The sequence below is a fragment of the Komagataeibacter melomenusus genome (assembly GCF_013155395.1).
GTDB classification, from domain to species: domain Bacteria; phylum Pseudomonadota; class Alphaproteobacteria; order Acetobacterales; family Acetobacteraceae; genus Komagataeibacter; species Komagataeibacter melomenusus.
The window spans coordinates 1-25,746 of record NZ_JABJWC010000046.1 but is presented as its reverse complement, the minus strand read 5'-3'; the positions used below and the strand labels follow the sequence as shown (position 1 = coordinate 25,746).

At 65.5% G+C, this 25,746-nt stretch carries 27 protein-coding genes; 11 read left to right on the top strand and 16 right to left on the bottom strand.

Annotated elements, in window-relative coordinates; all coding sequences use genetic code 11:
- The 5 genes from HNW77_RS14370 to ispH all read right to left on the bottom strand — a co-directional run.
- Positions 1-606 (bottom strand): ABC transporter permease (locus HNW77_RS14370; RefSeq protein WP_172158540.1); only part of this gene is annotated, 606 nt, incomplete at its 3' end.
- Positions 607-840: 234 nt separating this feature from the next.
- Positions 841-1,563, bottom strand: a complete 723-nt coding sequence (locus tag HNW77_RS14365) for an ABC transporter ATP-binding protein (protein ID WP_172158538.1) — start codon at positions 1,561-1,563, stop codon at positions 841-843.
- Positions 1,560-2,060, bottom strand: a complete 501-nt coding sequence (gene rnhA, locus HNW77_RS14360) for a ribonuclease HI (RefSeq protein WP_172158536.1) — start codon at positions 2,058-2,060, stop codon at positions 1,560-1,562. Before rnhA ends, HNW77_RS14365 begins: the two co-directional genes overlap by 4 nt.
- Positions 2,057-3,028: a homoserine kinase gene (locus HNW77_RS14355; protein ID WP_172158535.1), complete on the bottom strand. Its 972-nt coding sequence runs from the start codon at positions 3,026-3,028 to the stop codon at positions 2,057-2,059. Before HNW77_RS14355 ends, rnhA begins: the two co-directional genes overlap by 4 nt.
- 12 nt (positions 3,029-3,040) lie before the next feature.
- Entirely contained in the window at positions 3,041-4,039 is a 999-nt protein-coding gene (ispH, locus tag HNW77_RS14350; protein WP_172158533.1) for a 4-hydroxy-3-methylbut-2-enyl diphosphate reductase, read from the bottom strand.
- Positions 4,040-4,290: 251 nt separating this feature from the next.
- Here ispH and HNW77_RS14345 point away from each other — a divergent pair, with 251 nt between their 5' ends.
- From HNW77_RS14345 to HNW77_RS14330, 4 genes are read left to right on the top strand one after another with little or no spacing between them, the layout of a single operon-like run.
- Complete coding sequence (locus HNW77_RS14345; RefSeq protein ID WP_172158532.1) at positions 4,291-4,869, top strand: hypothetical protein; 579 nt, start codon at positions 4,291-4,293, stop codon at positions 4,867-4,869.
- A gap of 30 nt (positions 4,870-4,899) precedes the next feature.
- On the top strand, positions 4,900-6,819 hold the full coding sequence (locus HNW77_RS14340; protein WP_172158543.1) for an OPT family oligopeptide transporter: 1,920 nt from the start codon (positions 4,900-4,902) through the stop codon (positions 6,817-6,819).
- A 49-nt stretch (positions 6,820-6,868) separates the two neighbouring features.
- The gene (locus HNW77_RS14335; RefSeq protein ID WP_172158531.1) at positions 6,869-8,542 is read left to right on the top strand and encodes a M3 family oligoendopeptidase; all 1,674 of its coding nucleotides are present in this window, start codon (positions 6,869-6,871) and stop codon (positions 8,540-8,542) included.
- Positions 8,543-8,553: 11 nt separating this feature from the next.
- Complete coding sequence (locus HNW77_RS14330; protein WP_172158530.1) at positions 8,554-8,853, top strand: hypothetical protein; 300 nt, start codon at positions 8,554-8,556, stop codon at positions 8,851-8,853.
- On the opposite strand, the gene HNW77_RS14325 is transcribed toward HNW77_RS14330, so the two are convergent.
- On the bottom strand, positions 8,822-9,778 hold the full coding sequence (locus HNW77_RS14325) for an SAM-dependent methyltransferase (protein WP_172158529.1): 957 nt from the start codon (positions 9,776-9,778) through the stop codon (positions 8,822-8,824). The genes HNW77_RS14330 and HNW77_RS14325 overlap by 32 nt on opposite strands.
- Positions 9,775-10,152 carry a DUF423 domain-containing protein gene (locus HNW77_RS14320; protein ID WP_172158528.1) on the bottom strand — a complete coding sequence of 126 codons (378 nt, stop codon included), beginning with the start codon at positions 10,150-10,152 and terminating at the stop codon, positions 9,775-9,777. Before HNW77_RS14320 ends, HNW77_RS14325 begins: the two co-directional genes overlap by 4 nt.
- Before the next feature lie 309 nt (positions 10,153-10,461).
- Here HNW77_RS14320 and HNW77_RS14315 point away from each other — a divergent pair, with 309 nt between their 5' ends.
- Positions 10,462-11,034: a DUF4142 domain-containing protein gene (locus HNW77_RS14315; RefSeq protein WP_172158527.1), complete on the top strand. Its 573-nt coding sequence runs from the start codon at positions 10,462-10,464 to the stop codon at positions 11,032-11,034.
- A gap of 165 nt (positions 11,035-11,199) precedes the next feature.
- Positions 11,200-11,772 carry a cob(I)yrinic acid a,c-diamide adenosyltransferase gene (locus HNW77_RS14310; RefSeq protein ID WP_172158526.1) on the top strand — a complete coding sequence of 191 codons (573 nt, stop codon included), beginning with the start codon at positions 11,200-11,202 and terminating at the stop codon, positions 11,770-11,772.
- 6 nt (positions 11,773-11,778) lie between these two features.
- Here HNW77_RS14310 and HNW77_RS14305 read toward each other — a convergent pair whose 3' ends face one another.
- Positions 11,779-12,354, bottom strand: a complete 576-nt coding sequence (locus HNW77_RS14305; RefSeq protein ID WP_172158525.1) for a gluconokinase — start codon at positions 12,352-12,354, stop codon at positions 11,779-11,781.
- Positions 12,355-12,757: 403 nt separating this feature from the next.
- On the opposite strand from HNW77_RS14305, the gene HNW77_RS14300 reads away from it, so the two are divergent.
- On the top strand, positions 12,758-13,414 hold the full coding sequence (locus HNW77_RS14300; RefSeq protein ID WP_172158524.1) for a hypothetical protein: 657 nt from the start codon (positions 12,758-12,760) through the stop codon (positions 13,412-13,414).
- 24 nt (positions 13,415-13,438) lie between these two features.
- The gene (locus HNW77_RS14295; RefSeq protein ID WP_241694494.1) at positions 13,439-13,921 is read left to right on the top strand and encodes a hypothetical protein; all 483 of its coding nucleotides are present in this window, start codon (positions 13,439-13,441) and stop codon (positions 13,919-13,921) included.
- 69 nt (positions 13,922-13,990) lie between these two features.
- On the opposite strand, the gene HNW77_RS14290 is transcribed toward HNW77_RS14295, so the two are convergent.
- The 3 genes from HNW77_RS14290 to gluQRS all read right to left on the bottom strand — a co-directional run bounded on the left by HNW77_RS14290 (position 13,991) and on the right by gluQRS (position 17,371).
- A complete protein-coding gene (locus HNW77_RS14290; RefSeq protein WP_172158522.1) occupies positions 13,991-15,217 on the bottom strand; it encodes a pyridoxal phosphate-dependent aminotransferase in 1,227 nt (408 codons plus the stop codon).
- An 11-nt stretch (positions 15,218-15,228) separates the two neighbouring features.
- Positions 15,229-16,431 carry a pyridoxal phosphate-dependent aminotransferase gene (locus HNW77_RS14285; protein ID WP_172158521.1) on the bottom strand — a complete coding sequence of 401 codons (1,203 nt, stop codon included), beginning with the start codon at positions 16,429-16,431 and terminating at the stop codon, positions 15,229-15,231.
- Between the two features lie 61 nt (positions 16,432-16,492).
- A complete protein-coding gene (gene gluQRS / locus HNW77_RS14280; RefSeq protein WP_172158519.1) occupies positions 16,493-17,371 on the bottom strand; it encodes a tRNA glutamyl-Q(34) synthetase GluQRS in 879 nt (292 codons plus the stop codon).
- A 223-nt stretch (positions 17,372-17,594) separates the two neighbouring features.
- On the opposite strand from gluQRS, the gene HNW77_RS14275 reads away from it, so the two are divergent.
- Positions 17,595-18,155, top strand: coding sequence for an HNH endonuclease (locus HNW77_RS14275; RefSeq protein WP_172158517.1), 561 nt, complete (start codon positions 17,595-17,597; stop codon positions 18,153-18,155).
- Positions 18,156-18,244: 89 nt separating this feature from the next.
- Here the strand turns inward: HNW77_RS14275 and HNW77_RS14270 are convergent, their stop codons facing one another.
- The gene (locus HNW77_RS14270) at positions 18,245-18,559 is read right to left on the bottom strand and encodes a hypothetical protein (RefSeq protein ID WP_078524471.1); all 315 of its coding nucleotides are present in this window, start codon (positions 18,557-18,559) and stop codon (positions 18,245-18,247) included.
- 384 nt (positions 18,560-18,943) lie between these two features.
- Between HNW77_RS14270 and hpnR the strand changes: the two genes are divergently transcribed.
- A complete protein-coding gene (hpnR, locus tag HNW77_RS14265) occupies positions 18,944-20,488 on the top strand; it encodes a hopanoid C-3 methylase HpnR (RefSeq protein ID WP_172158516.1) in 1,545 nt (514 codons plus the stop codon).
- 390 nt (positions 20,489-20,878) lie between these two features.
- On the top strand, positions 20,879-21,088 hold the full coding sequence (locus HNW77_RS14260; protein ID WP_172158515.1) for a heavy-metal-associated domain-containing protein: 210 nt from the start codon (positions 20,879-20,881) through the stop codon (positions 21,086-21,088).
- A gap of 76 nt (positions 21,089-21,164) precedes the next feature.
- On the opposite strand, the gene HNW77_RS14255 is transcribed toward HNW77_RS14260, so the two are convergent.
- The 4 genes from HNW77_RS14255 to HNW77_RS14240 all read right to left on the bottom strand — a co-directional run bounded on the left by HNW77_RS14255 (position 21,165) and on the right by HNW77_RS14240 (position 25,636).
- Complete coding sequence (locus tag HNW77_RS14255) at positions 21,165-21,611, bottom strand: SufE family protein (RefSeq protein ID WP_078527691.1); 447 nt, start codon at positions 21,609-21,611, stop codon at positions 21,165-21,167.
- An 85-nt stretch (positions 21,612-21,696) separates the two neighbouring features.
- Positions 21,697-23,010: an ATP-dependent protease ATPase subunit HslU gene (gene hslU, locus HNW77_RS14250; RefSeq protein ID WP_172158514.1), complete on the bottom strand. Its 1,314-nt coding sequence runs from the start codon at positions 23,008-23,010 to the stop codon at positions 21,697-21,699.
- Positions 23,010-23,603 carry an ATP-dependent protease subunit HslV gene (gene hslV, locus HNW77_RS14245; protein WP_172158512.1) on the bottom strand — a complete coding sequence of 198 codons (594 nt, stop codon included), beginning with the start codon at positions 23,601-23,603 and terminating at the stop codon, positions 23,010-23,012. The genes hslU and hslV overlap by 1 nt, the downstream gene beginning before the upstream one ends.
- Positions 23,604-23,674: 71 nt before the next feature.
- Positions 23,675-25,636 carry a response regulator gene (locus HNW77_RS14240; RefSeq protein WP_172158511.1) on the bottom strand — a complete coding sequence of 654 codons (1,962 nt, stop codon included), beginning with the start codon at positions 25,634-25,636 and terminating at the stop codon, positions 23,675-23,677.
- Positions 25,637-25,746: the final 110 nt, after the last annotated feature.

Below are 25,746 nucleotides of genomic sequence, written 5' to 3'. Positions count from 1 at the left end.
CACCCACTCCCCCACCACCGCCCCGATCGGGGCAATGGCCGTAGCCATGCGCACGCCGGTGGCAAAGGCGGGCATGGCCGCAGGCAGGCGTATATGCACCAGCACCCGCCAGCGCGTGGCCCCCATGGTGCGGGCTAGGTCCATCCATCCCGCCTCGGTCTGGCGCAGCCCATCCCCCAGAGCGGATGTAACGGGAAAGAAAATGACCAGCACCGCCATCACCACCTTGGATGCCATGCCGAATCCGAACCACAGCACCAGCAGCGGCGCGAGTGCGAAAACCGGCACGGCCTGGCTGAGCAGCACCATCGGCATGACCCACCGCCGCAGCGGCGCCCACAGCGCCATGGCGATGGCCAGCGCGCTGCCAGCCCCGATGCCGATGCCAAGACCGAGCAGCGTTTCCTCCAGCGTGGTCAGGGCGGCGGGCTCAAGCTGGGCGCGACCTGCCCACAAGGCCCGCGCCACGGCATCGGGCGCAGGCAGCATGTAGGGCGGCACATGCCCCCACCGCGCCAGCGCCGCCCACAGGACCACCAGCCCGACGCAGGTCACCGCCGGACGCAGCACCGCCATGGCGCGATGGGAGGCAGCATGACTGGTCATTGCCCCCTCCCACGCTGCCAGCATGACGGCCTGTGCGGCACCGATGCGGCAGCGACCGAACAGCGCATTCTCATGGCGCGGCGGAAAATGGGCACTGTCATTGCCCCTGCCACGGCGGCAGGGACACACACCGCATCCCCCAAAGAGAAAATATGCGGCCTCATTGCGCCATGCCCCACAATCGGCGCGCACACACGCATGCCACCTTCAGGCCACTGAAACGGATGAAACGTGTCATTGCATCATCCGCCGCAGCAGGCTGGCCTGCGCGGACAGCACTGCCGGATCATCGACCGGGCGTGGCGTGGCGCCTTCAGGCACGTCCAGGTGGGCAAGGGTGGCGGGGTTGCCCGCCATGAGCAGCATGGTATCAGCCAGGCGGCAGGCCTCGAGCGGGTCATGGGTGATCAGCACCACGGTGCGCGTGGCCAGCATGCGCCCGGCCAGATCCTGCATGCGCGCGCGCGTGATGCTGTCGAGCGCGGAAAAGGGTTCGTCCATCAGCACCACGGGGCGGTCTTCATACAGCACGCGCGCAAGGGCCGCGCGCTGGCGCATGCCCCCGGACAGGGCGGCAGGCAGCATGCCCGCCTGATCGGCCAGCCCCACGCAGCCCAGCAGGTGGCGCGCGCGGGCAGGGTCAGGCCGCGCGCCACGCAGGCGCGCGCCCAGTGTCACGTTATCAAGCACGCTGGCCCAGGGCAGCAGCAGGTCCTGCTGGCCCATCCATGCCACCCGGCCTGCAAGGGGCAGGCCATCATCGGCCACAATCCGCCCGTAATCCGGCGCGGCCAGACCTGCGATCATGCGCAGCAACGAGGTCTTGCCCACCCCGCTTGCGCCAAGCAGCACGGTCATATGCCCGGCAGCGAGCAGCAGGTCCAACCCGCGAAACAGCGGGGCGTTGCCAAAGTCCAGCCCGACGCCTTCAAGCCGGATGCCGGGGGGCGGCGTCATTTTTTACGTTTGGGGTAGGCAATGCCCAGCGCGTCACGCGCGGCGGTGGCCATCTGGTCCACGCGCTCGTTATTCACATCGCCCGAATGGCCGCGCACCCATTTCCACTCGATCTCATGCCTTGCACTGATATCGAGCAGCCGCCGCCACAGGTCCATGTTGGCCACCGGGTCGCCCGCCGCATTGCGCCACTTGCGCCGCACCCAGCCGGTGCTCCAGCGGGTTATGCCGTTGCGCACGTATTCGCTATCGGTATGCAGCACCACGCGGCAGGGGCGCTTGAGGGCCTCGAGCGCCTCGGCGGCAGCCGTGAGTTCCATGCGGTTGTTGGTGGTCTCCGCCTCGCCGCCCGAAAGTTCGCGCTCCTGGCCACGACAGCACAGCAGTGCCCCCCAGCCACCGGGGCCGGGATTGGGCTTGCAGCCGCCATCGGTCCAGATTTCAACCAGGTCGGTCGCGGGCTGCGCCACGTCGGCCGGAGATGTGTCTTCGCTCATGCAGGGAATTCCTGACCCAGATGGGCGGCAAAGAATTCCATGCGCGCCAGATAATCAAGCGGGTTCTTGCGCGTGACCAGCGCATCGGGCGGGGTGTTGATCCAGTCATACAGCCGGGTGAGCGTAAAGCGGATGGCCGCCCCCGTGGCCAGCGTGGTCAGGGCTGCATCCTCCGCCACTTCCAGCGGGCGCACGTGGCGGTAGGCCGCGATCATGGCCGCCGCCCGCGCGGGCACGAAGCGGTGGTCGGCATCAAAGCACCATGCATTGATGGTAATGGCCAGGTCGTAGGCATACCAGTCGGTGCAGGCGAAATAGAAATCGATGATGCCCGAGAGCACCCCGTCACGGAAAAACACGTTATCAGGGAACAGGTCGGCATGGATCTGCCCACGCGGCAGGGTGGGGTTGTTGCCCACCCCCGGCCATGCGGGCAGCACGCGGGCCAGAACCGCATCCACGTCACGCACCAGACCGGGGCGCAGTTCATCACCGCGCGCCCGGCAGGCATCAAGCAGCCCTGCCCAGGCCTGCGGCCCCATGGAGTTGGGGCGCTCGGCCACAAACCCCTCGCCCAGCAGGTGCAGCCGCGCCATGGCGGTGCCCACCTGCGCGCACATGTCCACATCCACCGCCACGGCCCCCCTGCCGGGCAGGAAGGTGGTGATGGCAGCAAACCTGCCGCACAGTTCACGCAGCGTGCGGCCATGGCGGTCGGCCACGGGCAGCGGGCAGGACAGCCCGCGCGCGGCCAGATACTGCATCAGCCCGAGGAACCATGGCAGTTCATCGGGGTTCACCCGGCGCTCGTACAGCGTCAGGATAAAGGTGGCCTCGGTGGTCTTCAGCAGGAAATTGCTGTTCTCCACCCCTTCCGCAATGCCGTGGCAGGCAATGGGCCTGCCGATGTCATAGCCTTCGAGAAACGCAGCCAGCGCATCGTCCGGCACTTCGGTATAGACTGCCATGGACGGTACGGGTCAGCCCAGCGGTGCTGGCAGGCGGAAGGCCACGTTTTCTTCCTTCACGGTGATTTCCTCGATCTCGAGGGTGAAGCGCTTGGCAAGGGCGGCCACCATTTCCTGCACCAGCGATTCCGGTGCCGACGCGCCTGCGGTAATGCCCAGCGTGGACACGCCATCAAGTGCCGACCAGTCCAGCGCGTTCAGGCGCGGCACCAGCAGGGCGCGGGGCGCACCCGAGCGCTCGGCCACCTCGCGCAGGCGCTGCGAGTTCGATGAGTTGGGCGAGCCGATCACGATCACCAGGTCACAGCCCGGCGCGATGGCCTTGACCGCTTCCTGCCGGTTGGTGGTGGCGTAGCAGATATCCTCGCGCCGGGGGCCTTCGATCAGCGGGAAGCGGTCACGCAGGATGTCCACGATCTCCGCCGTGTCATCAACCGAGAGCGTGGTCTGGGTAATGAAGGCGAGCCGCGAGGGATCGGCGGGCTGGACGGTGCGGGCTTCCTCGGCGTCGTTGATCAGGGTGACGGCACCCACGGGCAGCTGGCCCATGGTGCCCACGACCTCCGGGTGGCCTGCATGGCCGATCATCAGGATATGGCGGCTTTCCGGCCCGCCATCGGCGAAGTGGCGCTCGGCCTCGCGGTGCACTTTCGAGACCAGCGGGCAGGTGGCATCCAGGTAGAGCAGGTTGCGGCGCATGGCCTCGGCCGGCACGGTCTTGGGCACGCCATGGGCCGAGAACACGACCTGGCCATCGGCGGGGACTTCATCGAGTTCCTCGACAAAGATCGCGCCCTGCGCCTCGAGTGCCTCGACCACGGTGCGGTTATGCACGATCTCGTGGCGGACATAGACCGGCGCGCCATAACGGCGGATCGCTTCCTCCACCACGCGGATGGCACGATCGACACCGGCGCAGAAGCCGCGCGGGCCTGCAAGCAGCACCTTGAGCACGCGGGGCGGGGCCTCGGCGGCGGTATTATCGGGCGTATGAATCATCTGGTCGGGCATGGTGTTCCCCAAACATCCGGCGGGCGGTATAGGATACGGGCCGCGATCTGCTACAGTTGCGGCGCCGGCATCCCGAGCGATGGACCCGGCCCTACGCAAACCACGGCAATGGCGCAAGCCATTTTCCCGTTCATCCTAACGTATTCTGCCATGCCTGTCCTCCCCCCATGCTCCGCTGCCTGCCCATTCCCCCCCGTGCCATGCCTGCGCCATGGGGCTTCCTCCACACCTGACCTAGCCGGAACACCCGCATGATCCCTGCCCCTGTGTCGCCGCGCCTGTGGCGCAATGCCCTGAAAATCTGCACGGTCGCGGGGCTGTCCCTGCTGGGTGCGTGCGAGGGCGAATCCGATTCGATCGATTTCGCCCCGGCCTGCCCGGTGGTGGAGATTCCGGGCGAGGCAGCGGATTACTACCAGTACACCGGCAATGACCACGACATCACCCACCTCGTGGCGCGCGCCAGCCTGACGCGCGTGGTCGGCTCGTGCGAGGAAGGCCAGCACCGCACCGTCATGACCAACATGAAGATCGGCCTGCATGTCGAGCGCGGCCCGGCCTCGGGCGTCAATTTCGTCAACATCCCGTATTTCGTGGCGGTGGTGTTCAATGGCGAGATCAAGAGCAAGAAGGAATTCGTGGCCCATGTCTCGTTCGATGACGGGCGCATGCAGGACCTGACCCACACCCGCAACATTCCCATCACGCTGCCGGTGTCGCGCCATATCCACAGCGACCAGTACCATATCGAGATCGGCTTCCAGCTTACCAAGGCGCAGCTTGACTTCAACCGCGCGCATCTTGTCATGCCCACCTTCCACAAGATGTAAGGCCGCCCCGTGCCCGACCGCGCAGCAGACATGAAGGAACTGACCTGGCGCGGCGTGGTGATCGGCGCGCTGATCACGGTCGTCTTCACCGCGTCCAATGTCTATCTGGGCCTGCGGGTGGGGCTGACGGTGGCCACCTCCATCCCCGCCGCCGTCATTTCCATGGCGGTGCTGCGCGCGCTGGGCGGCGGCACCATCCTTGAAAACAACCTCGTGCAGACCCAGGCCTCGGCGGCGGGCACGCTGTCGTGCGTGTTCGCAAGCCTGCCCGCGCTGGTCATGGCGGGGTTCTGGCAGCGTTTCCCCTTCCTCCAGACTGCGGTGCTCACGGCGGCGGGCGGCATGACGGGCGTGCTGTTCACCATCCCGCTGCGCCGGGTCATGCTGGCTGATCCCACCCTGCCCTTCCCCGAAGGGGTGGCGGCGGCCGAGATCCTGCGCGCGGGCAACCATGGCGAAAGCCCCGGCGGGCTGCGCGCGCTGGTACAGGGCGGTATCCTTGCCAGTTGCCTCACCTTCGCCTCGGCAGGGCTGCGGCTGCTGGGCGATGGCGTTACGGCCTCGCTCACCTGCGGGCTTTCGGCCTTCCGGTTCTCGCTCGGCTTTTCACCCGCGCTGCTTGGCGCGGGGTACCTCGTGGGGCTGGAGGGGGGGCTGGCCATGCTGCTTGGCGCGCTGCTGACATGGGAGATCGCCATTCCCGTCATGGCGCATATCGTGCCGCACCCGCCAGGGCTGCCTGCGGGTGATTTCGCCACGCAGATATGGAAGGACAAGGCCCGTTTCATCGGCGTGGGGCTGATCGGGGTTGCCGCCATCTGGACCGTGCTGCGCATGGGCCGCCCGCTGCTGGGCAGCCTGCGCGCGCTGCTGGTGCGCCTGCCCGCCACGGCGGCCCGGCCCGCGCGCACCGATACCGATCTGTCCCCCCGCGCCATGCTGGGCATTGCGGCCCTTGTGGTCGTGACGATTGGCGGCCTGTTCATGGCCTTTTCAGCCCCTGCTGGCGCGGCATCGGCGCTGGTGGCGGCGCTGGCGGGGCTTGCGTGCTGCCTGGGGCTGGGGCTGTTCGTTGCGGCGGCGTGCGGCTACATGGCAGGCTTGGTGGGGTCATCCTCCTCGCCGCTGTCGGGCGTGATCATCCTTGCGGCGATGTGCCTGGCCTGCGTGTTCGTGGCGCTGCGGGCGGTGGGGCTGTTTGCCGGGGCGGAGGGGCTGCATTTCACCATCGGGTTCTGCCTTTACGCGCTGACCGCCATCACCGCCTCCGCCGCCATTGCCAATGACAACCTGCAGGACCTTAAAACCGGCCGCATGGTGCAGGCCACGCCCTGGCGGCAGGAAATCGCCCTGCTGATCGGCTGCGTGAGTGGGGCTGCGGTCATTCCGCCGGTGCTCAACGTGCTGTACCAGACCTATGGCTTCGTCGGTGCCATGCCGCATGCGGGCATGGACCCGGCCCAGGCCCTGGCCGCCCCGCAGCCTGCGCTGCTGCTCATGATTACATCGGGCATTTTCCTCCATCAGCTTGACTGGAGCATGCTGGGGCTGGGCGTGGCTGCGGGCTGCGGGCTGATTGCGCTCGATGCCGCCCTGCGCCGCAGCGGGCGCGGCGCGCTGCCGCCGCTGGCCGTGGGCATTGGCATCTACCTGCCTATGAGCATTTCCATGACGCTGGCCGTGGGCGCCCTGCTTGGCCATGCCATGGCCCGGCTGACCAAGGGCGCGGGCCGCCATCAGGGCACCATGGTCGCCTCGGGGCTGATCGTGGGCGAGAGCCTGACCGGGGTGGTGCTGGCCTGCCTGTCAGCTGCAAGCGGGCGTGACGCGCCGCTTTCGCTGCTGCCCGCGGGCATGGGCGGCACGCTGCCCGAACTGGCCGGGCTTGCGGCCTTCTGCGCCCTATGCCTGTGGTTTGCCCGCACGCAACGGGGCAACGCGGCCCCATAACCCGATGGAGGCATGGACGCAGGCCCGCTTTCCGTGGCACCCTGCCTGCATGTCCCGCCCATTTGACAGCCTCGCCTTTCCCCGCCCCGCGCGTGATGCGCTGGCCCTGCGCTTCGGTCAGGTCTCGACCCTGCTCGACCAGGGCCGCGTGGCCGATGCCGCCGGCCTGTTCGATACGATCCGCCGCGATTATGAAAGCTGGTCCGCGCTGGTCGACCTGCGCTTCGCGCAGGACACCACCAGCCCCGCCGCCAAGGCCGACCGTGACTATGCCGACGGTCTGGGCCCGTATGTCACCGCGCATGAGGTCACCCTCAAGCGCAGGCTGCTCGAATATCCCGATCCCACGGCGGTAGCCCAGGTCGTAACCCCGCACACGCTGGAACTGTGGCGCACCGACATCACCACCTTCGACCCCCGCATAGCCGATGCGCTGGAAGAGGAAGCCCGGCTGAGCGGCGAATACACCGCCCTGCTGGCCAGCGCGCGGGTGGAGATTGGCGGCGCGGCGGTCAACCTGTCCGGCCTGGCCCCCTATGCCGAGAGCACCGACCGGGCCGTGCGCCAGCAGGCCGAGCAGTTGCGCTGGGCATTCTTTGCCGACAACGCGACCCGGCTCGACACCCTGTTTGATGACATGGTGCATCTGCGCGATGGCATGGCGCGCACGCTGGGCTATGACAGCTACATTCCGCTGGCCTACCGCCGCATGCGCCGCGTGGATTACGGGCCTGCCGATGTCGCGCGCTTTCGCGATGACGTGCAGGCGCATGTCGTGCCGCTGGTGCATGACATCGTGCGCAAACGCGCCGCCACCATGGGGTGGGAGGTGCTGTATTCATGGGATGAGCCGCTGATCGACCCGCTGGGCAACCCCCGCCCCGCCGGTGGCCATGACGTGCTGATGGCACGCGCGCAGACCATGTTCGACCGGATGGGCGGCGACCTTGGCCCCTTCTTCGCCGATATGCGCGAGAACGGCTATCTCGACCTCATCAACCGCCCCGGCAAGGCCGGGGGCGGGTTCTGCACGTCCTTCCCCACGGTGGGCATGCCGTTCATCTTCGCCAACTTCAATGGCACGCAGCACGACATCAACGTGTTCACGCACGAGATGGGCCATGCCTACCAGAACTGGAAAAGCCGCAACCTGCCCGCCATCGACCTGCTATGGCCGACCATGGATGCTGCCGAGATCAACTCGATGGCGCTGGAATTCCTCACCTGGCCGCATATCGACCTGATGGTCGAGCCCGGACAGGGCGAGCGCTACCGGCGCATGCATCTCATCTCCTCGCTCGCCTTCCTGCCCTATGGCGTGTGTGTCGACCATTTCCAGCACGAAATCTATGCCCGCCCCGACATGACCCCCGCCGAGCGCCACGCCGTGTGGCGCGCGCTTGAGCAGCGCTACCTGCCCTGGCGCAACTATGGCGGCCTGCCCCACCCCACCATGGGGGGCAGGTGGCAGGCGCAGGGGCATATCTACCGCTCGCCCTTCTATTACATCGATTATGCGCTGGCCCTGTGCTGCGCCATGCAGTTCTGGATCCGCAGCCGTGATGATGCGTCCGGCGCCCTGAAAGCCTATGTCGACCTGTGCGCGCAGGGTGGGGCGCAACCCTTCACCCGGCTTGTGCGTTCCGCCGGGCTTCAGTCCCCCTTCCAGCCCGGCACGCTGGCCGATGTGGTGCGCACCGCCCGCGCCCTGCTCGATGACTGAAAGCGAACCGCATGCCCACCACCACGCCCACGGTTGCCCGCACGCTGTACAAGACGCTGGCCGTGCTTGGGCTGACGGCGCTGTTCATGCTCAGCCTGCGCCTGAGCACCACCGTGGCCGGTCTGGTCGACCGCCTTGCGGGCACCGATCTGTGGCTGTCCGTCTACCGTCTTGCCGGGGCCACCGATGAGACCGAGCAGGAGCGGCTGATCGTGATGGCGGTGGCCCTTGTGTGCTGCATGCTGGCCATCGGCGTGGTCGAGATTGCCGAGCGGCTGCTCATGCGCCGTCGCGCTGCCAGAAAAAGGTGAGTTCATGCTTGTTGTGCCACAGATGCAGCACGCGCCCGCCGGGAATGGCGGCAAAGGCCTCGGCCGTGTCGTGGTCGGTCTCGCCCTGGAACTTGATGGTCATGACAATCCGCGCGGCCCGGCCTGAGGTAATCCAGCGCTGCGCCAGTGCGAGCAGCCGCGTGGGATAGGCGATGATGTCGGAAAACAGCCAGTCCACGGGTTCGCAGGTAGCGGGGTCCAGCCCGAAGGCGCTTTCATAGCGGCATGTCACGTTGGGCAGGGCGGCAATGCTCCCCGCCAGCGGCGCGCGGTCAATGGCCGTGACATGCGCGCCCTGGCTGGCCGCAACCCATGTCCACCCGCCGGGGCAGGCGCCGAGGTCGATGCAGGTCTCGCCCGCCACGGGCCAGCGGCCAAGGCGGTACAGCGCCTCCCATAACTTGAGATAGGCGCGTGAAGGCGGGTCGGTGCGGTTCTCGACAAACGCCACCTCCCCATTGATGAACGGCGTGGACTTGGTGGGCGAGAGCAGCAGCACGTCCGGAGCCAGCAGCGTCCAGCCGCCCAGATGGGCATCGGGCGGCGTGGATGGAAAGCTGACCGGCTTCGGCCGCACCGGCGGCAGGGCATCGGTAATCAGGGCGCTGCGGCGGTGCATCGCGGGCGCGTAACCGGCCCAGTTGCGCTGCAGGCCGCGCATGATCCGCGCCGCCCCCTTGATGGAAGGCACCGCGTGCCGCTCGGGCGCATCCCATATGTCAATCGCCCACAGGCTGGCCACGGGTGGCAGGGCCGACAGCGCCAGCCGCCCGTGCCAGCACAGATCCCCTGCCCCCTTGCGCGCCAGTTCCTGCTCCATAACCGCGTCAAAGCCGGGCGCGGCCAGATAGGCGCTGCGCACCGGCCATGCGGGCTGCGTGCCTGCTTCGGGCCGGGCGGTCATGCGCGCATGACCCCTACCGCCAGCAGAAGCCACGCCCCCATCAGCATGCTGCCCCCCGTTGGCGCCACCGGGCCGGGATGGATGCCCCAGAACGCAGTCAGCGCCACGCCCACGCTGAACAGCACCGTGCCCACCGCCATGAGGCAGCCGGAAAGGGAAATGAGCGTGCGGCACCCCTGCTGGATCATCAGCACCGCAATGCCGATCATGGCCAGCGCATGCCACATCTGCATCTGTATGGCCTGCCGGGCCATGTCACGCCCGCCCTCGGCAAAGAAACGGTCGGGCAGATGGGCGGTCAATGCCCCGCCCATGACGGCGGAGAACGCGGCCAGCGCCGCAAAACACAACAGGAACCGGACAACAGTAGGCATTCAGCATATCCGCAAACAGGGTGACGACCCGCACACAAAGCGGGCGGGCACACCCTACTCCGGGCATGGGCGCATCGTATAGGTCAGCCCGGCATGGGGGAGACGGCAGGCCAGCAGACCAGACAGCCACGCCCTGCATGCGCGATCCGTAGCATAGGAAAGTTTTCCTTCCCGCTTCCCTGCCCCATTCACCTGCGCGAATGGGGCGCTATTCCGCTCTGCCGGCTTTGTATGCTGGCCCAAAACTGATAAACTGCGGGAGCGTTCAGTAAAAACAGCCTGAATTTTACACGTTGGGAAGATGAAAGCATGAAAAATTACGCCGTCTGGTTTCTTTGCGCGTCTGTCAGCCTTCTTCCTGCCACGGGTCTTGCGGCACATCCTGCTACGGCACCTGCTTCCCCCCCGGCAGCGCCTGCGCCCGCACCCAGCCTGCCGCCGCTTACGGAATCCGATTCCACCTTTGCTGAAAACGTGTCGGCCCTGAACGCATTCGAGATCACCATCTCCAAAATGGCCACGACGGAGGCCAAGCGGCGGAAGGTGCAGGAATTCGCCACGCGCTCGGTCAAGCTGCACACCACCAACGAGACAGCCCTCTCCGCCATCGCCCTCAAGCACGGGCTGACCCTGCACAAGGAGATGAGCCCGGACGAGGATGAAGTCTCGGCCCAGCTCAAGACCGAAAGCGGCGCCAAATTCGAGCGTGATTACCTGGACCTCCAGGCACAGGCCGCAAGCGATGCGCTGGCCATGTTCCAAAACGAGGCGGAATCCGCCTCCGACCCCGAACTCAAGGCCTATGCCTCCACCACGGCGGACACGTTGCAGACCCTGCTCAACGATTCCCTGAAACTTGGCGCCGCCAAGCCCTCACGCTGAAGACGGTCGGCCATTATGACTGATAAATATTTTCGGGTGCTGCCTTTTTTCAAAAAGGCGGCGTTTCCTGAAGCTTTTGTTCATGGAACATGATTTCCGGGCTTTACTTGATTCAAAAAGCCCATTGACTTGTTATTACTTTCCTCATGACAAACGGATAAAGCCATGAGCATTCGCATCGACCGGGTCGTGACCCGTGGTGGCGACACCGGGCAGACCGCGCTGGGCAATGGCACGCGCGTGGCCAAGGACTCGGTGCGCATCGAGGCCCTTGGCGCGCTGGACGAAGCCAATGCCGTGATCGGCCTGCTGCGCGCCACCCTGCCCGCGGGCCACAATGCCCGTTTCATTGCCTGGCTGCAGGGGCTCCTGTTCGATATTGGCGGCGTGGTGTGCATGCCCGGCAACCCGCCCCGCGTGCTTGCGCAGGGTGCCGCAGCGGTCAGGGCCATGGAAGACGAGGTGGAGCAGCTGCGCGCGCATATCCCACCGCTGGCCAGCTTCATCCTGCCCGGCGGCACGATGGCGGCGACCCATGCCCACCTGGCGCGTACCGTGGTGCGGCGCGCGGAACGGCGGCTGGCCACGCTGGCGCGGAGCGAGGACATCGGCCCCGATATTCCCGCCTGCCTGAACCGCCTGTCCGACTACCTGTTCGTGCTGGGCCGTCACCTCAATGAGAACGGGGCTGGCGACCTGACATGGACCCCGGCCTCTCCGCCACCCACGGCTGAATGAGGGCGTTCAGCCCGGCAGGCGGCCCAGATGCAGGCAGGCCTGCTCGGCCAGTTGGGCCTGCGGGGCGTTGACATCGAGCGTCATGACCACCTCATGGTGCATGTCGGGCTCTTCCAGCGTGGCGAACTGGCTGTCCAGCATGCCAGCCGGCATGAAATGCCCCGTGCGCTGGCGCAGGCGCGGGGCGATGTCTTCCCGGCTGCCCTTGAGGTAGACAAAGCACACCTCGGCATGGCCATCGCTGATCCGGTCGCGATAGGTGCGCCGCAGTGATGAGCAGGTCACGATGCCGCACTGCCCCTGTTCCCGCCAGGCCCGGATCTCGGCAGCAATGCGGTCGAGCCAGGGGGCGCGATCCGCATCGGTCAGGGGAATGCCGTTGCTCATGCGCGCGATATTGGCGGGCGGATGCAGGTCATCGCCTTCAATGACAGGCCAGCCCAGGCGCGCGGCCATGAGTTGGGCCACGGTGCTCTTGCCACACCCTGACACCCCCATCACCACCAGCACGCGCGGACGCGCCGCCTGCCCGAGCCTGCGCGAGAGAGAAACCGCAACGGCATTTTGCCCATTGTCACACATACTGTATCCTGCCGGATATTACGGAAAAGACGTTATCGCGCGTTATCTGGCCCAACCACCCCACGCAACGCAAGTGACTGCCGCCACGCGGGGGCGCCAATACAGCGAATTCCATTATGGAACATGCTCTTTTTTTGTTTATAAATTAAGGAATATTATCATTTTATATTATTATTTTTTCTGGATTTATTTGAATTTTGATAAAAATATTATGATACAATAATTATGCCGTTCATTATTATAATTATCCTTATACCTCTTGCGCAGGCCGCCATGAAAGCGTTATATACTCGATCAATCACTTAAAAACAGGCACCATCGGCATCCCGGGCAGAGGAATAATTTCCTAAACACGGCCCCTCCAACATCTCGCATGGTGCATTGAGTTATCGAGAGTTCTGCTGTGTCATCTTATAACGATTTTCTTTCCTTTTCGAAGGAAGAAGACCAGAGCCCCCAACGCGACGAAGTCAATGAAACCGCCTTCCGCCAGGCCCTCGAGCGCCTTGGCAAGGGCAAGCCTGCCCCCCGTGGCCCCAGCACGCCCAAGGCAGTACCGGCCAAGGCGCGCCCCGTGCGCCAGGCCGACCCCACGCAGCGCCGCCGCAAATTCGTGCAGGATGGCGATGTGCGCGTCGAGCACCATTCGCTGACCACGGGCCGCGCCTCGCCGCGCGTGCTGCATGCCCAGCCCGAAGACCGGGGCGAGACCGAGCAACTGCGCCACAAGATCCAGTTCGAGCAGAAACTGCGCGAGGAGGCCGAACTCCGCCTTTCGGAAGCGCAGGCGCAGATCCGCTCCCTGACCACCCGCATCGGCCATGCCGATGTCATCGCCGCCGAGAACAAGACGAAACTCGCCGAGCGCGACGCTGAAATACTGAGCCTGCGCGCTGAAATATATGCTGCCCGCGAAGAAGCCGACCGCCTGCGCGAGGAAGCCAGCCGCCTGAAGGCCAGGAGCCGCGCGGTGGAAAACCGGATCGTGTCTGCCCGTCCGCCCCAGCCCGGCGACGACGCAACCGACCCCAATGAACCCGAACCCGTAAAATGGTGGTGACGCCAGCCGCAGGCCGCCATGCCCATGGACCCTGTTGAACCACCCCGCAACCCGGCAGCCCGGCAGAGACAGGTCGGGCTGATCATTGTTGCCACCTGCACCAGCATGAGCCTTGCCATCATGGTGCTGCTGCCGCTGGTCAGCGGGCTGATCAACCTGCTGCGCGATATCCTTGGCGTGCTGATCCTGCCCTTTTCTTTCATGTTCGGGCTGGGCGGCGGCACGCAGGGCCAGTCGCCCGCCCTTTTGCGCCTGCTGTCGGACATGGGGCTGCAGACACAGCTCCACCCGCTCCGGCTGGGCGTGGCCGCCGTGCTGGAACTTGTGGCGGTCTTCCTGTTTGTCATTGCCGAGCGCCTTGGCGGGCGCACCGGCTACATGGGGGCGTGCGCGGCCTCGGCGGGGGCGATCGTGCTGTCCGGCCTGCCGCTGGCCACCCCGCTCCTGCCCGCCATCCTGACCGAGGGGGTGTTCCTGCTCAACCCGCCCTCGCCCGATCCGGACTGAAAGACGTTGCCGGTCATGCCACCTTCCCTGCAAGAAAGGCGGCAGCCCGGCCCTGTGACCCGCCTGCTGTCAGGACAGCCCATCCACAAACCGCGCAAGGCGCGTGCAGCATTCCGTAAGGATGTCATCGCTCGTGGCATAGGACAGGCGCAGGTAAGGCCCCTGCCCGAAGGCCGAGCCGTGCACCACGGCCACATGCTGCTCGGCGAGCAGCGCGATGGCGAAGTCCTCGTCCGTCTGGAGCATCCGCCCGCCCGCTGTCCTGCGCCCGATGCAGCCTTTGATGCCGGGATAGGCATAAAACGCCCCGTGCGGCATGGCGCAGGTCAGGCCGGGAATGGTGCGCAGGGTCGAGACCACCATCTCGCGCCGGCGGGCATAGACCGCGCACATCTGGGCAATGATGTCGGGCGGCCCGTCAAGGGCGGCGGCGGCGGCGGCCTGGCTGATGGAACAGATCCCTGAAGTAGAACTGCCCTGTATGGCGGTCATGGCGCGGATGAGCGGCGTGGGGCCACCCACGTACCCAATCCGCCAGCCGGTCATGGCATAGGCTTTCGATACGCCGTTCAGGGTCAGGATACGGCCCTTGAGGTCTGGCGCCACGGCGGCAAGGGAGCAATGGCGCAGCCCGTCATAGAGCAGGTGCTCGTAGATCTCGTCAGAAAGCACATGCACATGCGGGTGGCGGCGCAGCACCTCCGCCACGGCGGCGAGATCGGCCTGCCCCATGGTGCCGCCGGTGGGGTTGTTGGGGAAGTTGAGCACCAGCCACTTGGTGCGTGGCGTGATCGCGGCCTCCAGCGCCTCGGGCCGGAGGCGGAAGTCATCGGCCTCATGGCAGTCGGCATAAACCGGCGTGCCGCCAAACATCTCGACAATCAGCGGGTAGCTGACCCAGTACGGGCGCGGAATGACCACTTCATCACCCGGCTGCACGGTGGCCATGAATGCATTGAAGATGACCTGCTTGCCGCCGTTCGAGACCATGATCTCGCCCGGAGCGTAGTCCAGCGCGTTCTCGCGCGCGAACTTGCGCGCGATCGCCGCCTTGAGCGCGGGCGTGCCGTCAACGGGCGGGTATTTGGTCTGTCCGTCCAGCGCTGCGCGGTGGGCTGCCTCGATCACGGCAGGCGGCGTGGCAAAATCAGGCTCGCCCAATGCCAGCGAGAGCACTTTCTCGCCCTTCGCGCGCAGTTCACGCGCACGCTGCGCCATGGCGATGGTGGCGGGCACGCTCAGGCGCTCCATCCGCTGCGCGAACAGCGGATAGGCCAGCCCTTCATTCCTGTTCATGGCCATGCCCCTTAACGCAGGGCCGCGCAGAAACGCTGGATACGCAGGCAGGCCTCCTTCAGGCTGGCCGTGTCGGTGGCGTATGAGATGCGGAAATGCCCGGCAAACATGAATGCGCTGCCATGCACGGCGGCAACGCCTTCCTCATCAAGCAGGGCGGTGACGAAGGCTTCATCGGTATCGATCAGCGTGCCCCCGGCACTGGTCTTGCCCAGGCAGCCAACAAGCGAGGGGAATACATAGAACGCCCCCTCGGGCACCGCGCAGTGCAGGCCCTTCGCCTCGTTGAGCATGCCCACCACAAGGTCACGCCGCGCCTGATAGGCGCTGACCATGGTGCCGATGAAGTCCTGCGGGCCGGTCAGCGCCTCGACCGCCGCCGCCTGGCTGACCGAGCCGGGGCCGGAGGTGGACTGGCCCTGCAGCTTGTTCATCGCCCGCGTCATCTGCACGGGGGCCGCGGAATAGCCAATGCGCCAGCCGGTCATGGCATAGGCCTTGGACACGCCGTTCATGGTGACGGTGCGATCACGCAGGCGGGGCTCGACCTCGACCACGGTGGGGGCGCGGAAGCCGTCATAGACCAGCTTGTTATAGATGTCGTCGGTCAGGATCCACACATCGGGGTGGCACAGCAGCACGTCGCACAGGCCGCGCATCTCCTCAAGGGAATAGGCCGCCCCGGTGGGGTTGTTGGGCGAGTTGAGCAGCAGCCACTTCGTGCGCGGCGTGATCGCGGCCTCGAGTTCGGCAGGCTGGAGCTTGAAGCCGTTCTCCGCGCTGCACGGCACGATGACGGGCGTGCCCTCGGCCAGGGCCACGATATCAGGATACGACACCCAGCACGGCGCGGGAATGATGGCTTCATCGCCCGGATTGATGGTGGCGACCATGGCGTTATAGATGATCTGCTTGCCGCCATTGGCAACGATCACTTCATCCCAGGTGTAATCCAGCCCGCTATCGGCGCGGAAGCGCTCGGCAATGGCGCGACGCAGGGTGGGCGTGCCCGCCACATCGGTGTATTTGGTCTCGCCTGCCTCGATGGCACGGATGGCGGCCTTCTTGATGCTGTCCGGCGTATCGAAATCCGGCTCACCGGCGGAAAGGCTGATGATGTCCTTCCCTGCCGCCTTGAGTTCACGCGCCTTGGTTGAGATGGCAATCGTCTGGCTCGGGCTGATCCGGGCCAGCCGGGCGGCGGTAAGATCCATGGTATCAAGATCCATCAACAGTGAAAGGACACATCCGGCACGCGACCGGGGCGGTCGTAGCCTAGAGCGAACCCGTGCCCGAGGAAACAGCAGATATGGGATGTTCCGCCCCCGCGGCTTGCCGCACCTGTTGCGGCGTCATGCCCGCCGCGCGCATGGCGCGGATGGCGGGCGCGCCATCGCGCTTGGCCAGCCGCCTGCCCGCGGCATCGCACAGCAGCGCGTGGTGGCTGTAGCATGGCGCGGGCCAGCCCATGATGTGCTGCAACAGCCGGTGCAGGCCGGTTGCAGCCCGCAGGTCCGCCCCGCGCGTGACAAGGGTGATGCCCTGGAGCGCATCATCATGGGTGACGCAGAGATGATAGGAGGCGGGCACGTCGCGCCGCGCCAGCACCACATCGCCAAACGCTGCCGCATTGGCGGGCTGCGGGCCTTCGCCCAGTTCGTGCCATGTCAGCGTGGCGGCACCCGGCCATTGCAGGGCGCGTGCCATGTCCAGCCGCAGGGCGTGTGGCGCGCCCGCCGCGAGTTTTGCCGCCCGTAGGCCCGGGTCCATGTGGCGGCAGGTGCCGGGATAGACCAGGGCCCCATCGGGCGCGTGATGGGGCGCGCCCGCGGCCTCGGCAATATCGCGCCGGGTGCAGAAGCAGGGATAGAGCAGGCCATGCGCGGCGAGATGGTCGAGCACGGCGCGGTACTGCGCCATATGTTCAGACTGGCGGCGCACCGGCTGCGGCCACGACAGGCCAAGCCAGGCGAGATCGGCATACAGGTCGGCAATGAATGCGGGCCTGCAGCGCGTGGTGTCGATGTCTTCCACCCGCAGGATGAAGCGCCCGCCCGACTCCGTGGCCGCGCGCCAGGCGTGCAGCACCGAGGCCACATGCCCCAGATGCAGGTGCCCCGTGGGGCTGGGCGCAAAACGGGTTATTTCAGCCATTATCAAGTCAAATCAGGGTGATGGCGAAAAATTGCGCCCCCACCCTGCCCTGCAGCGTTGATGGATCGGTTCGCGCGGCCACGCGGGCATGGGGTTGCCACGCCCTGCGGGGTCTGCAATAGATTCGACAGTTACCTGACGACGACGCACATCCATAAGGCGTTCGCTTCGGAACAGAGTACGCCTGAACCTTGTGCGGCGGCATTCGGAAAGGAATGCGTCCGTGCCCTGTGACAGTCAATACCTGCCAGCTCTTGTCCTGAATGCCGATTTCAGGCCACTCTCCTATTTCCCGCTTTCGTTGTGGTCATGGCAGGATGCCATCCGCGCCGTATGGCTCGACCGCGTATCGGTGCTGAGCGAATATGACACCGTTGTCCACTCCCCTACCCAGAGCCTGCGCCTGCCCAGCGTGATTGCGCTGAAGGACTATATCCCCACCGCCCGCAAGCCCGCCTTCACGCGGTTCAACGTCTTCCTGCGTGACAATTTTTCCTGCCAGTACTGCAACACCCGCTTCCCCACGCAGGAACTGACCTTCGACCACGTCATTCCCCGCAGCAAGGGCGGCCGCACAAGCTGGGAGAACGTGGTCACCGCCTGCAGCCCGTGCAACCTGATCAAGGGCTCCTACATGCCGCACCAGATCCGCATGTACCCCGCCCGCACGCCTGCACGCCCCTCAAGCCGCAGGTTGCAGGAAAACGGCCGCGCCTTCCCCCCCAACTACCTGCATGAAAGCTGGCGTGACTATCTGTACTGGGATACCGAGCTGGAAAGCTGAAGCCGTCCCGCCCCGGCCAGCGCGACGCGGGCGCACCACGCCGGGGCGGCCAGAGAGGGCAGCCAGGGTTTCCTTACCGGGCGGACACGCTATTTTGTGTAGCTATAGCCGTATTCATCGGCCATCTTCTGCAGGTCGGGCGCGCCACGCAGGTTGAGCGGCAGCGGCTGGGCCTTCTTCTTCTTGGAACCGAAGATGAAGTTATGGTCGCTCATGCGCTGGCAGGTATTCGCCGCGATGGGGAAGCTGAGCTGCATGGTGGTGCCCAACTGCTCGCGCAGGCATTTTACATCACTCTCGAACGGCTTGCGCCCGATCTCGGCCGTGCAGCCACCAAGCACCACCAGCCCACATGCCAGCAGCCCGAGGCGGGCGGGCAGTTTTTCCACAATCTTCAGCTTCATTTCGACCCCGTCGCTTAAGCGCTGGCAAGACTGCCACGAAAGCGCTGCCCGCGATAGGGGACAACACGCCCCGCGGGCAGTGCCGCGTGGGCAATGCATAGGTGCCCTACCTGCAATGCCGGGCATGAACACAAAGCATACCTGCCAAGAAGATATGATGAAGCCGGACGGTGGTATCATCTGAATGCATAGGTGATATTACCGTGATCTTGATGACAGGCGGCGCTTATATTGCCACCCTCTGTCATTATTCTGAATTTTTTTAAATCATACGTGATATATAAAAATTGCAAATACGGCACCGGACCGGCTGTAAATTTGTTACCAGATTGCGTATGGCTGTCGCGCGTTGTCACCGTCCCCATCGATGCCTGAGGTAAAAGAATGAGATTACTGGCCGTTCATCCAAGCTCGCTCATGTACACGAAGGTCTTCCTGCGTCTTGAACCGCTGGGGCTTGAACTGGTTGCCGGTGCCGCGCGCAACAAGGGGCATGATGTGCAGATCCTCGACCTGCAGGTCGAGAAGCACCCCGATTACTGGCAGCGCATCGAGGAATTCCGCCCGCATGCCATCTGCTTCTCGGGCAATTACCTGGCCAATGTTCCCGAGATCATCGACCTGTGCAAGGAAACGCGCAAGCGCCTGCCCAACGTGTTCCTGTTCATTGGCGGGCATTCCATCTCGTTCATCGCGCGTGACGTGCTGGCCCTGTCCGATGGCGCCATCAACTGCGTGCTCAAGGGTGAAGGCGACGCCACGGTCGGCCTGCTGCTCGAGGCATGGGAACAGGGCAAGGACCTGACCACCGTGCCCGGCGTGGTGACCATGGATGGCGATGGGCCGCCGCCCATCTTCATCGAATCGCTCGATGAGGTGCGCCCCGCGCGCGACCTGCTGCGCCACCGCCGCAAATACTTCATTGGCACGCTTGACCCTGCCGCCTCCATCGAGTTCGCCCGTGGCTGCCCGTGGGACTGCACGTTCTGTAGCGCCTGGACCTTCTATGGCCGCTCCTACCGCACGGCCAGCGCCAAGGTGATTGGTGAGGAACTGCAGGAGATCAAGGAGCCCGGCATCTTCATCGTCGATGACGTGGCCTTCGTGCATGCCGAGCATGGCATGGCCATTGCCGACGAGATCAAGCGCCGCAACATCCAGAAAGAATACTACCTCGAGACGCGCGCCGACGTGCTGATGCGCAACAAGGAAGTGTTCGCGGTCTGGAAAGAGATCGGGCTGAGCTACATCTTCATCGGGCTCGAGGCGGTGGACGCCGAAGGGCTGAAGCGCTTCCGCAAGCGCGTGTCGATGGACCGCAACTTCGAGGCGCTGGAATATGCCCGCTCGCTCGACCTGATCGTGGCCATCAACCTGATTGCCGACCCGTCATGGGACCGCGAGCGCTTCGAGGTCATCCGCCAGTGGTGCCTCGAGATCCCGGATATCGTGAACATCTCGGTCACGACCCCCTACCCCGGCACCGAGATCTGGGAGAGCGAGTCCCGCAAGCTGACCACGCGCGACTACCGCCTGTTCGACATCCAGCACGCGGTCATGCCCACCACCCTGCCGCTGCGCGAGTTCTATGAGGAACTGGTCAAGACCCAGCAGATCCTCAACAACAAGCACCTGGGCTGGAGTGCCATCAAGGACACGCTGGGCATCGCCCTGCGCCTGGCGCTGCGCGGGCAGACCAACTTCCTGACCATGATCTGGAAGTTCAACTCGGTGTTCAACCCCGACCTGCAGATGGCCGACCACGCGCAGAAGCCGGAATATGAAATGCCGCTCAAGCCGCAGGGCACGGACCAGCAGGTGGACCGCAAGACCCTGTACGTGCATGGCCCCGCCGGCCGCAAGTCACGCAAGATCGATGACGATACCGAAAAGTTCGTTGATGAAACCCGCATGAGCACGGTTGACTGACGCCGCGCGTCGATCATCGCGTCATGCAAGGGCCGGTTGCGCAAGCACCGGCCCTTTTTTCATGCGCGCCCCTTGCATGATGCTGGTAACATGAGGCGACGGGAGAGCGTTGTTCCGCAGGCGCGCCAGGAAATGCCCGGCCTGATGCTGCCAGTTTGCCATTTCAGGCCGTGGCGGGAACATACGCCAGGATCGGGATCATTCCCTGCCGGAACAGGGATATACGCCGTTTCATATTGATTTTGAGCGATAATACCGTAGCCATTGCCTGCGTGCTGCCTACGGGAAGTGTCAATGGCATGAGGCCCCTTGCCGTTGTAAGATCGGCAGGACAGGATCAACCAGACGCTGCCACGGCAGGCATGCGACAGGCACAAAGAGAGTCAGATCATGGAAACATTAACACTGAACGTACAGGGCATGACCTGTGATGGCTGCGCCGCCAAGGTGCAGAAGGCCCTTCAGGGCGTGGATGGCGTCTCGATGGTGGAAGTCTCGCTTGAGCAGGGCAAGGCCTTCGTGACCTATGATGCCCGTTCCACCAACCCAGAAGACCTGTACGCCGCCGTGGACGACGCAGGGTTTGATGCGGGCTACTGAACGCCAGAAGAGCCCACATGCCGCCTTTTTCCCTAAAAGGCGGCCGTATTTTAAGCTTTTTGAAAAAAAGCCTTATTCAGGCCGGCAGGGCTGCGGCTGCCTTGCGGATGGCCTGCGCCATGGCCTCCACCCCGTTGCCCCGGTTGGTGGAGAGCGCCTGCACCAGCCCCAGTTCGCGCAGGAAGGCCGGGTCCGTATCCAGTATCTCCTGCCTGCTGCGACCGGAATAGACCCGCAGCAGCAGCGCCACCAGCCCCGACACGATGGCCGCATCCGATGCGCCTGCCAGATAGAGCGCACCATCACGCGGCTGCACCTCCATCCAGACCTGGCTCTGGCAGCCGGGCACGCGATGGGCGTCATCCTGCCACGCGGGGGGAAAAGGCGGCAGCTTGCGCCCGAGTTCGATGATGTACTGGTAGCGCTGCATCCAGTCATCAAACAGGGCCAGTTCCTCGCCAATCTCGGCAATGGCGTCAGCGGCGGTATCGTCCTCGGGCTTTACAAACGGGTCGGTCATCATCTTTCCAGCATCGGTGGCCATCAAATCGGTCGGAATGCAAAAGGCCGCGCCCTGCGGCACGGCCTCCTGCCGGTCAGGTCTGGCCCTACAGGATAAAGCGGCTCAGATCACCCTTGCGGGCCAGGGGGGCCACCTTGGCCTGCACGTCGGCGGCTTCGATCACCACGGCCTCGCCCTTGCGGTCGGCTGCGGTGAAGGAAACATCCTCCAGCAGGCGTTCGAGCACGGTGGCCAGACGCCGCGCGCCGATATTCTCCACCCGCTCGTTAATGTCCGCCGCCAGTTCCGCCAGTGCCTCAATCGCCCCGTCGCTGAACGACAGTTTCACATCCTCCGTGCCCAGCAGCGCGACATACTGCTTGAGCAGCGAATGCTCCGGCTCGGTCAGGATGCGGCGCAGGTCCTCGCGCGTGAGCGAGGCAAGTTCCACCCGGATGGGCAGCCGCCCCTGCAACTCGGGCAGCAGGTCGGATGGCTTGGCGATGTGGAATGCGCCGGATGCGATGAACAGGATATGATCCGTGCGCACCGGGCCGTATTTGGTCGAGACGGTGGTGCCCTCGATCAGCGGCAGCAGGTCGCGCTGCACGCCCTCACGCGAGACATCGCCGCCGCGCGCGCCCCCTTCGGCGGCACGGGCGCAGACCTTGTCGATCTCGTCGAGGAAGACGATGCCATGATCTTGCGCATGGGCCACGGCCTCACGCGTCAGGGCCTCGGTATCGAGCATGCGGTCCGCTTCCTGCCGGATCAGGGCGGCGCGGGCAGCGGCCACCGTCATGCGCTTTTGCTGCGGCACGCGGTTCATGAAGCCCTTCATCATGTCCGAGAAGTTGATGACGGTGCCCGGCGTCATGTTCGGCATGTCGGACTGGGTCGGGTTGCCGCCCTCGGCAATCGAGATCTCGACTTCCTTGTGCTCAAGCTCGCCTGCGCGCAGCATGCGGCGGAACTTGTTGCGCGTCTCGGCGGATGCCCCCTCGCCCACCAGCGCATCGAGCAGCAGCTTCTCGGCGGCTTCCTCGGCATTGGCCTCGACATCCCGGCGCCGCAGGTCGCGCAGCATGTTGATCGAGACCTCGATCAGGTCGCGGATGATGCTCTCCACATCGCGGCCCACATAACCCACCTCGGTGAATTTGGTGGCCTCGACCTTGAGGAAGGGCGCCTGCGCCAGCCTGGCAAGGCGGCGGGCGATCTCGGTCTTGCCGCAGCCGGTCGGCCCGATCATCAGGATGTTCTTGGGCACCACCTCCTCACGCAATGCGTCAGGCAACTGGGCGCGGCGCCAGCGGTTGCGCAGCGCAATGGCAACCGCGCGCTTGGCGTCGCCCTGGCCGATGATGAAGCGGTCGAGTTCGGAGACGATCTCACGCGGGGTATGATTGGGTATTTCCATTACGCGGCCCCTTCATGCGTATCCGCGCCCAGTGTCTCCACAATGACGGAATGGTTGGTATAGACACAGATGTCACCGGCAATCTTCATCGACCGGCGGGCGATGTCCTCCGCCCCCAGCCCGTCAATGCCCAGCAGCGCGCGCGCGGCCGAGAGCGCGTAATTGCCGCCCGAGCCGATGGCGATGATGCCATCCTCGGGTTCGAGCACATCGCCATTGCCCGTAAGGGTGAAGGAACGCTCGGCATCGGCCACGGCCATCATGGCCTCGAGCCGGCGCAGGTAGCGGTCGGTGCGCCAGTCCTTGGCCAGTTCCACGCAGGCGCGCTCGAGCTGGTTGGGGTAGCGCTCAAGCTTGTTTTCCAGCCGCTCGAGCAGGGTGAAGGCATCCGCCGTCGCCCCCGCGAAGCCTGCCAGGATCTGCCCCGTCGGCCCGATGCGGCGCACCTTGCGGGCGTTGCCCTTGATCACGGTGGCCCCCAGCGTCACCTGCCCGTCGCCCGCCATGGCGACACGCCCGCCGCGACGCACACACAAAATGGTCGTACCATGCCACCCGACCGGGTCATGGGATGAGGAATGATGATCTTGCATGATGATACAGATAAAACCTTCCTGCGCCAGCACAAGAGGCAACGCGCCCGCTGCCGGGCACGCGCCGCATTTCAGTCAGGCGGGCGCTGCATGATCCGGTCGATATGGGCGGCGAGGTCCGCCTGCGTGAAGGGCTTGTGCATGACATTGGCGCTGCCCGCGGGCAGCGCGCCCGCGCTGGCATAGCCGGTCAGGTACAGCACGCGCAGGCCGGGGCGCAGGGCCTGGAGGTGGTGCACCGTCTCGAGCCCGCCCATGCCCGGCATCATCACGTCCATGATCACGAGGTCGATCGGGCCAAGCCCTTCCTCCATGGCGTGCACGGCCGCCGTGCCGGAGGAGTATTCAAGCACTTCATGCCCCCGCGCGCGCAGGAAACCCGCGGTGACCGCACGCACGCCCGGCTCGTCATCCACCACCATCACATGCAGCGCCCGGCTGCTTTCCCCGCCAGCCCGCAGGCTGGCGGCTGGCCGGGCCTTGCCCTGCGCCCTGAGCCCGCCCTGCACCGGCAGGCACAGGTCCACCCGCGTGCCCTCGCCCGGCTGGCTGCGCACCTGCACCTCGCCCCCCACATGGCGGATGAAGCCATAGATCATGGACAGGCCCAGCCCCGTGCCACGCCCCACATCCTTGGTGGTGAAGAACGGCTCGAACACGCGCGCCAGCGTATCGGGCGACATGCCCACCCCCTGGTCGGTGACCGACACCATCACGTAATTACCCGGCACGAGGTTGGTGCCCGCCACGATCTCCTTCACCTGCTTGAGGGCTGTCGAGACCACGATCATGCCACCTCCGGGCATGGCATCGACCGCGTTGATGCACAGGTTGAGCACGGCAAGCTCAAGCTGGCCCGCATCGGTGCATACCGGCGGCAGTACCCCGTCGGAGGCGGCGGTATCGACCACGATGGAGCAGGGCTGTCCGTTCGCCCCCTTGCCCTGGCGCGACACCACGGTCTGGGCCAGCAGGTCCTCCATGCCGTGCAGCAGGGCGTTCACGTCCACCGGCTCGAGGCTCAGGTCGCGCGGGCGGCTGAAATTGAGCAGCCTGCGCGTGAGTGATGCGCCACGCTGGGCGGCGGCGGCGGCGTTATCGAGCAGGCGGGCCATCGGCCCTTCCTCCGGCCCCATGTCGCGCACGAGTTCGAGCGAGCCGAGAACGGCGGTAAGCAGGTTGTTGAAGTCATGCGCGATGCCGCCTGCCAGCGTGCCGAGCGCCTGCATCTTTTCCGCCTGGCGCAGGCGGGCCGCCATTTCCTGCTGGCGGGTGATGTCGCGGTTGATCACGACCGAACTGGCCGAGCCATCACCCAGCGCACCAAGCACCACGCGCGTGATCTCGCGCCACCGCCCCTGTGCCGCCCCCCTTATGTGGGCGGGCAGTTCCAGCGCCTCCTCATCACGCCCTTCGGTGCGCAGCCGCTCCTGCGCGGCGCGGATGATGGGCAGGAGATCGGCATCGCACAGTTCCTCCTCCGTGCGGCCAAGGCAGGCATTGATGTCGCGGCCATAGAAATCGGCGGCCTGCTGGTTGATGCGGATGAAGCGCCCCTGCGCATCCTTGAAGCCAAGGCCCGAGCGCAGGTTGTCAAGCAGCCCGTGCAGCAGCATGCGCTCGGTGCGCAGTTCGCGCTCGAGGCGGTGGTAGTCCGCCGCCTGCACGATCATGGCGCGCAGGGCATCGGGGTCCCATGGCTTGTGGGAGTAGAACGAGATGCGCCCCTGGTTGAGCGCTGCCGCCACCGCGCCGATATCGGCATAGCCGGTCAGCAATATGGCCTGGGCATCGCTATGGGCACGCGCGCGGGCCAGCATCACGTCGCCGCCCATCTCGGGCATGCGCTGGTCGGACACGATCACGTCCACGTCGTTGCGGGCGGAGAGGATTTCAAGCGCCTCGGTGGGCGATGTGGTGGACAGGACGGTAAACGTGTCTTCCAGCAGGTCGGTCAGGGCGACGAGGATCTCCGCCTCGTCATCCACCAGCAGCACAACAGGGCGCACCTGCGCGGCGGGATCTGTTTTCATGGGCCTGTGTTCTCCCTGTGCGCGGATGATGTGACGGCCGGTGGCGGGCTTTCACTCCCCCGCTCCGGATGCCACGGTATGGAAATGGTGAAGCGCGCCCCCCCCTGTGG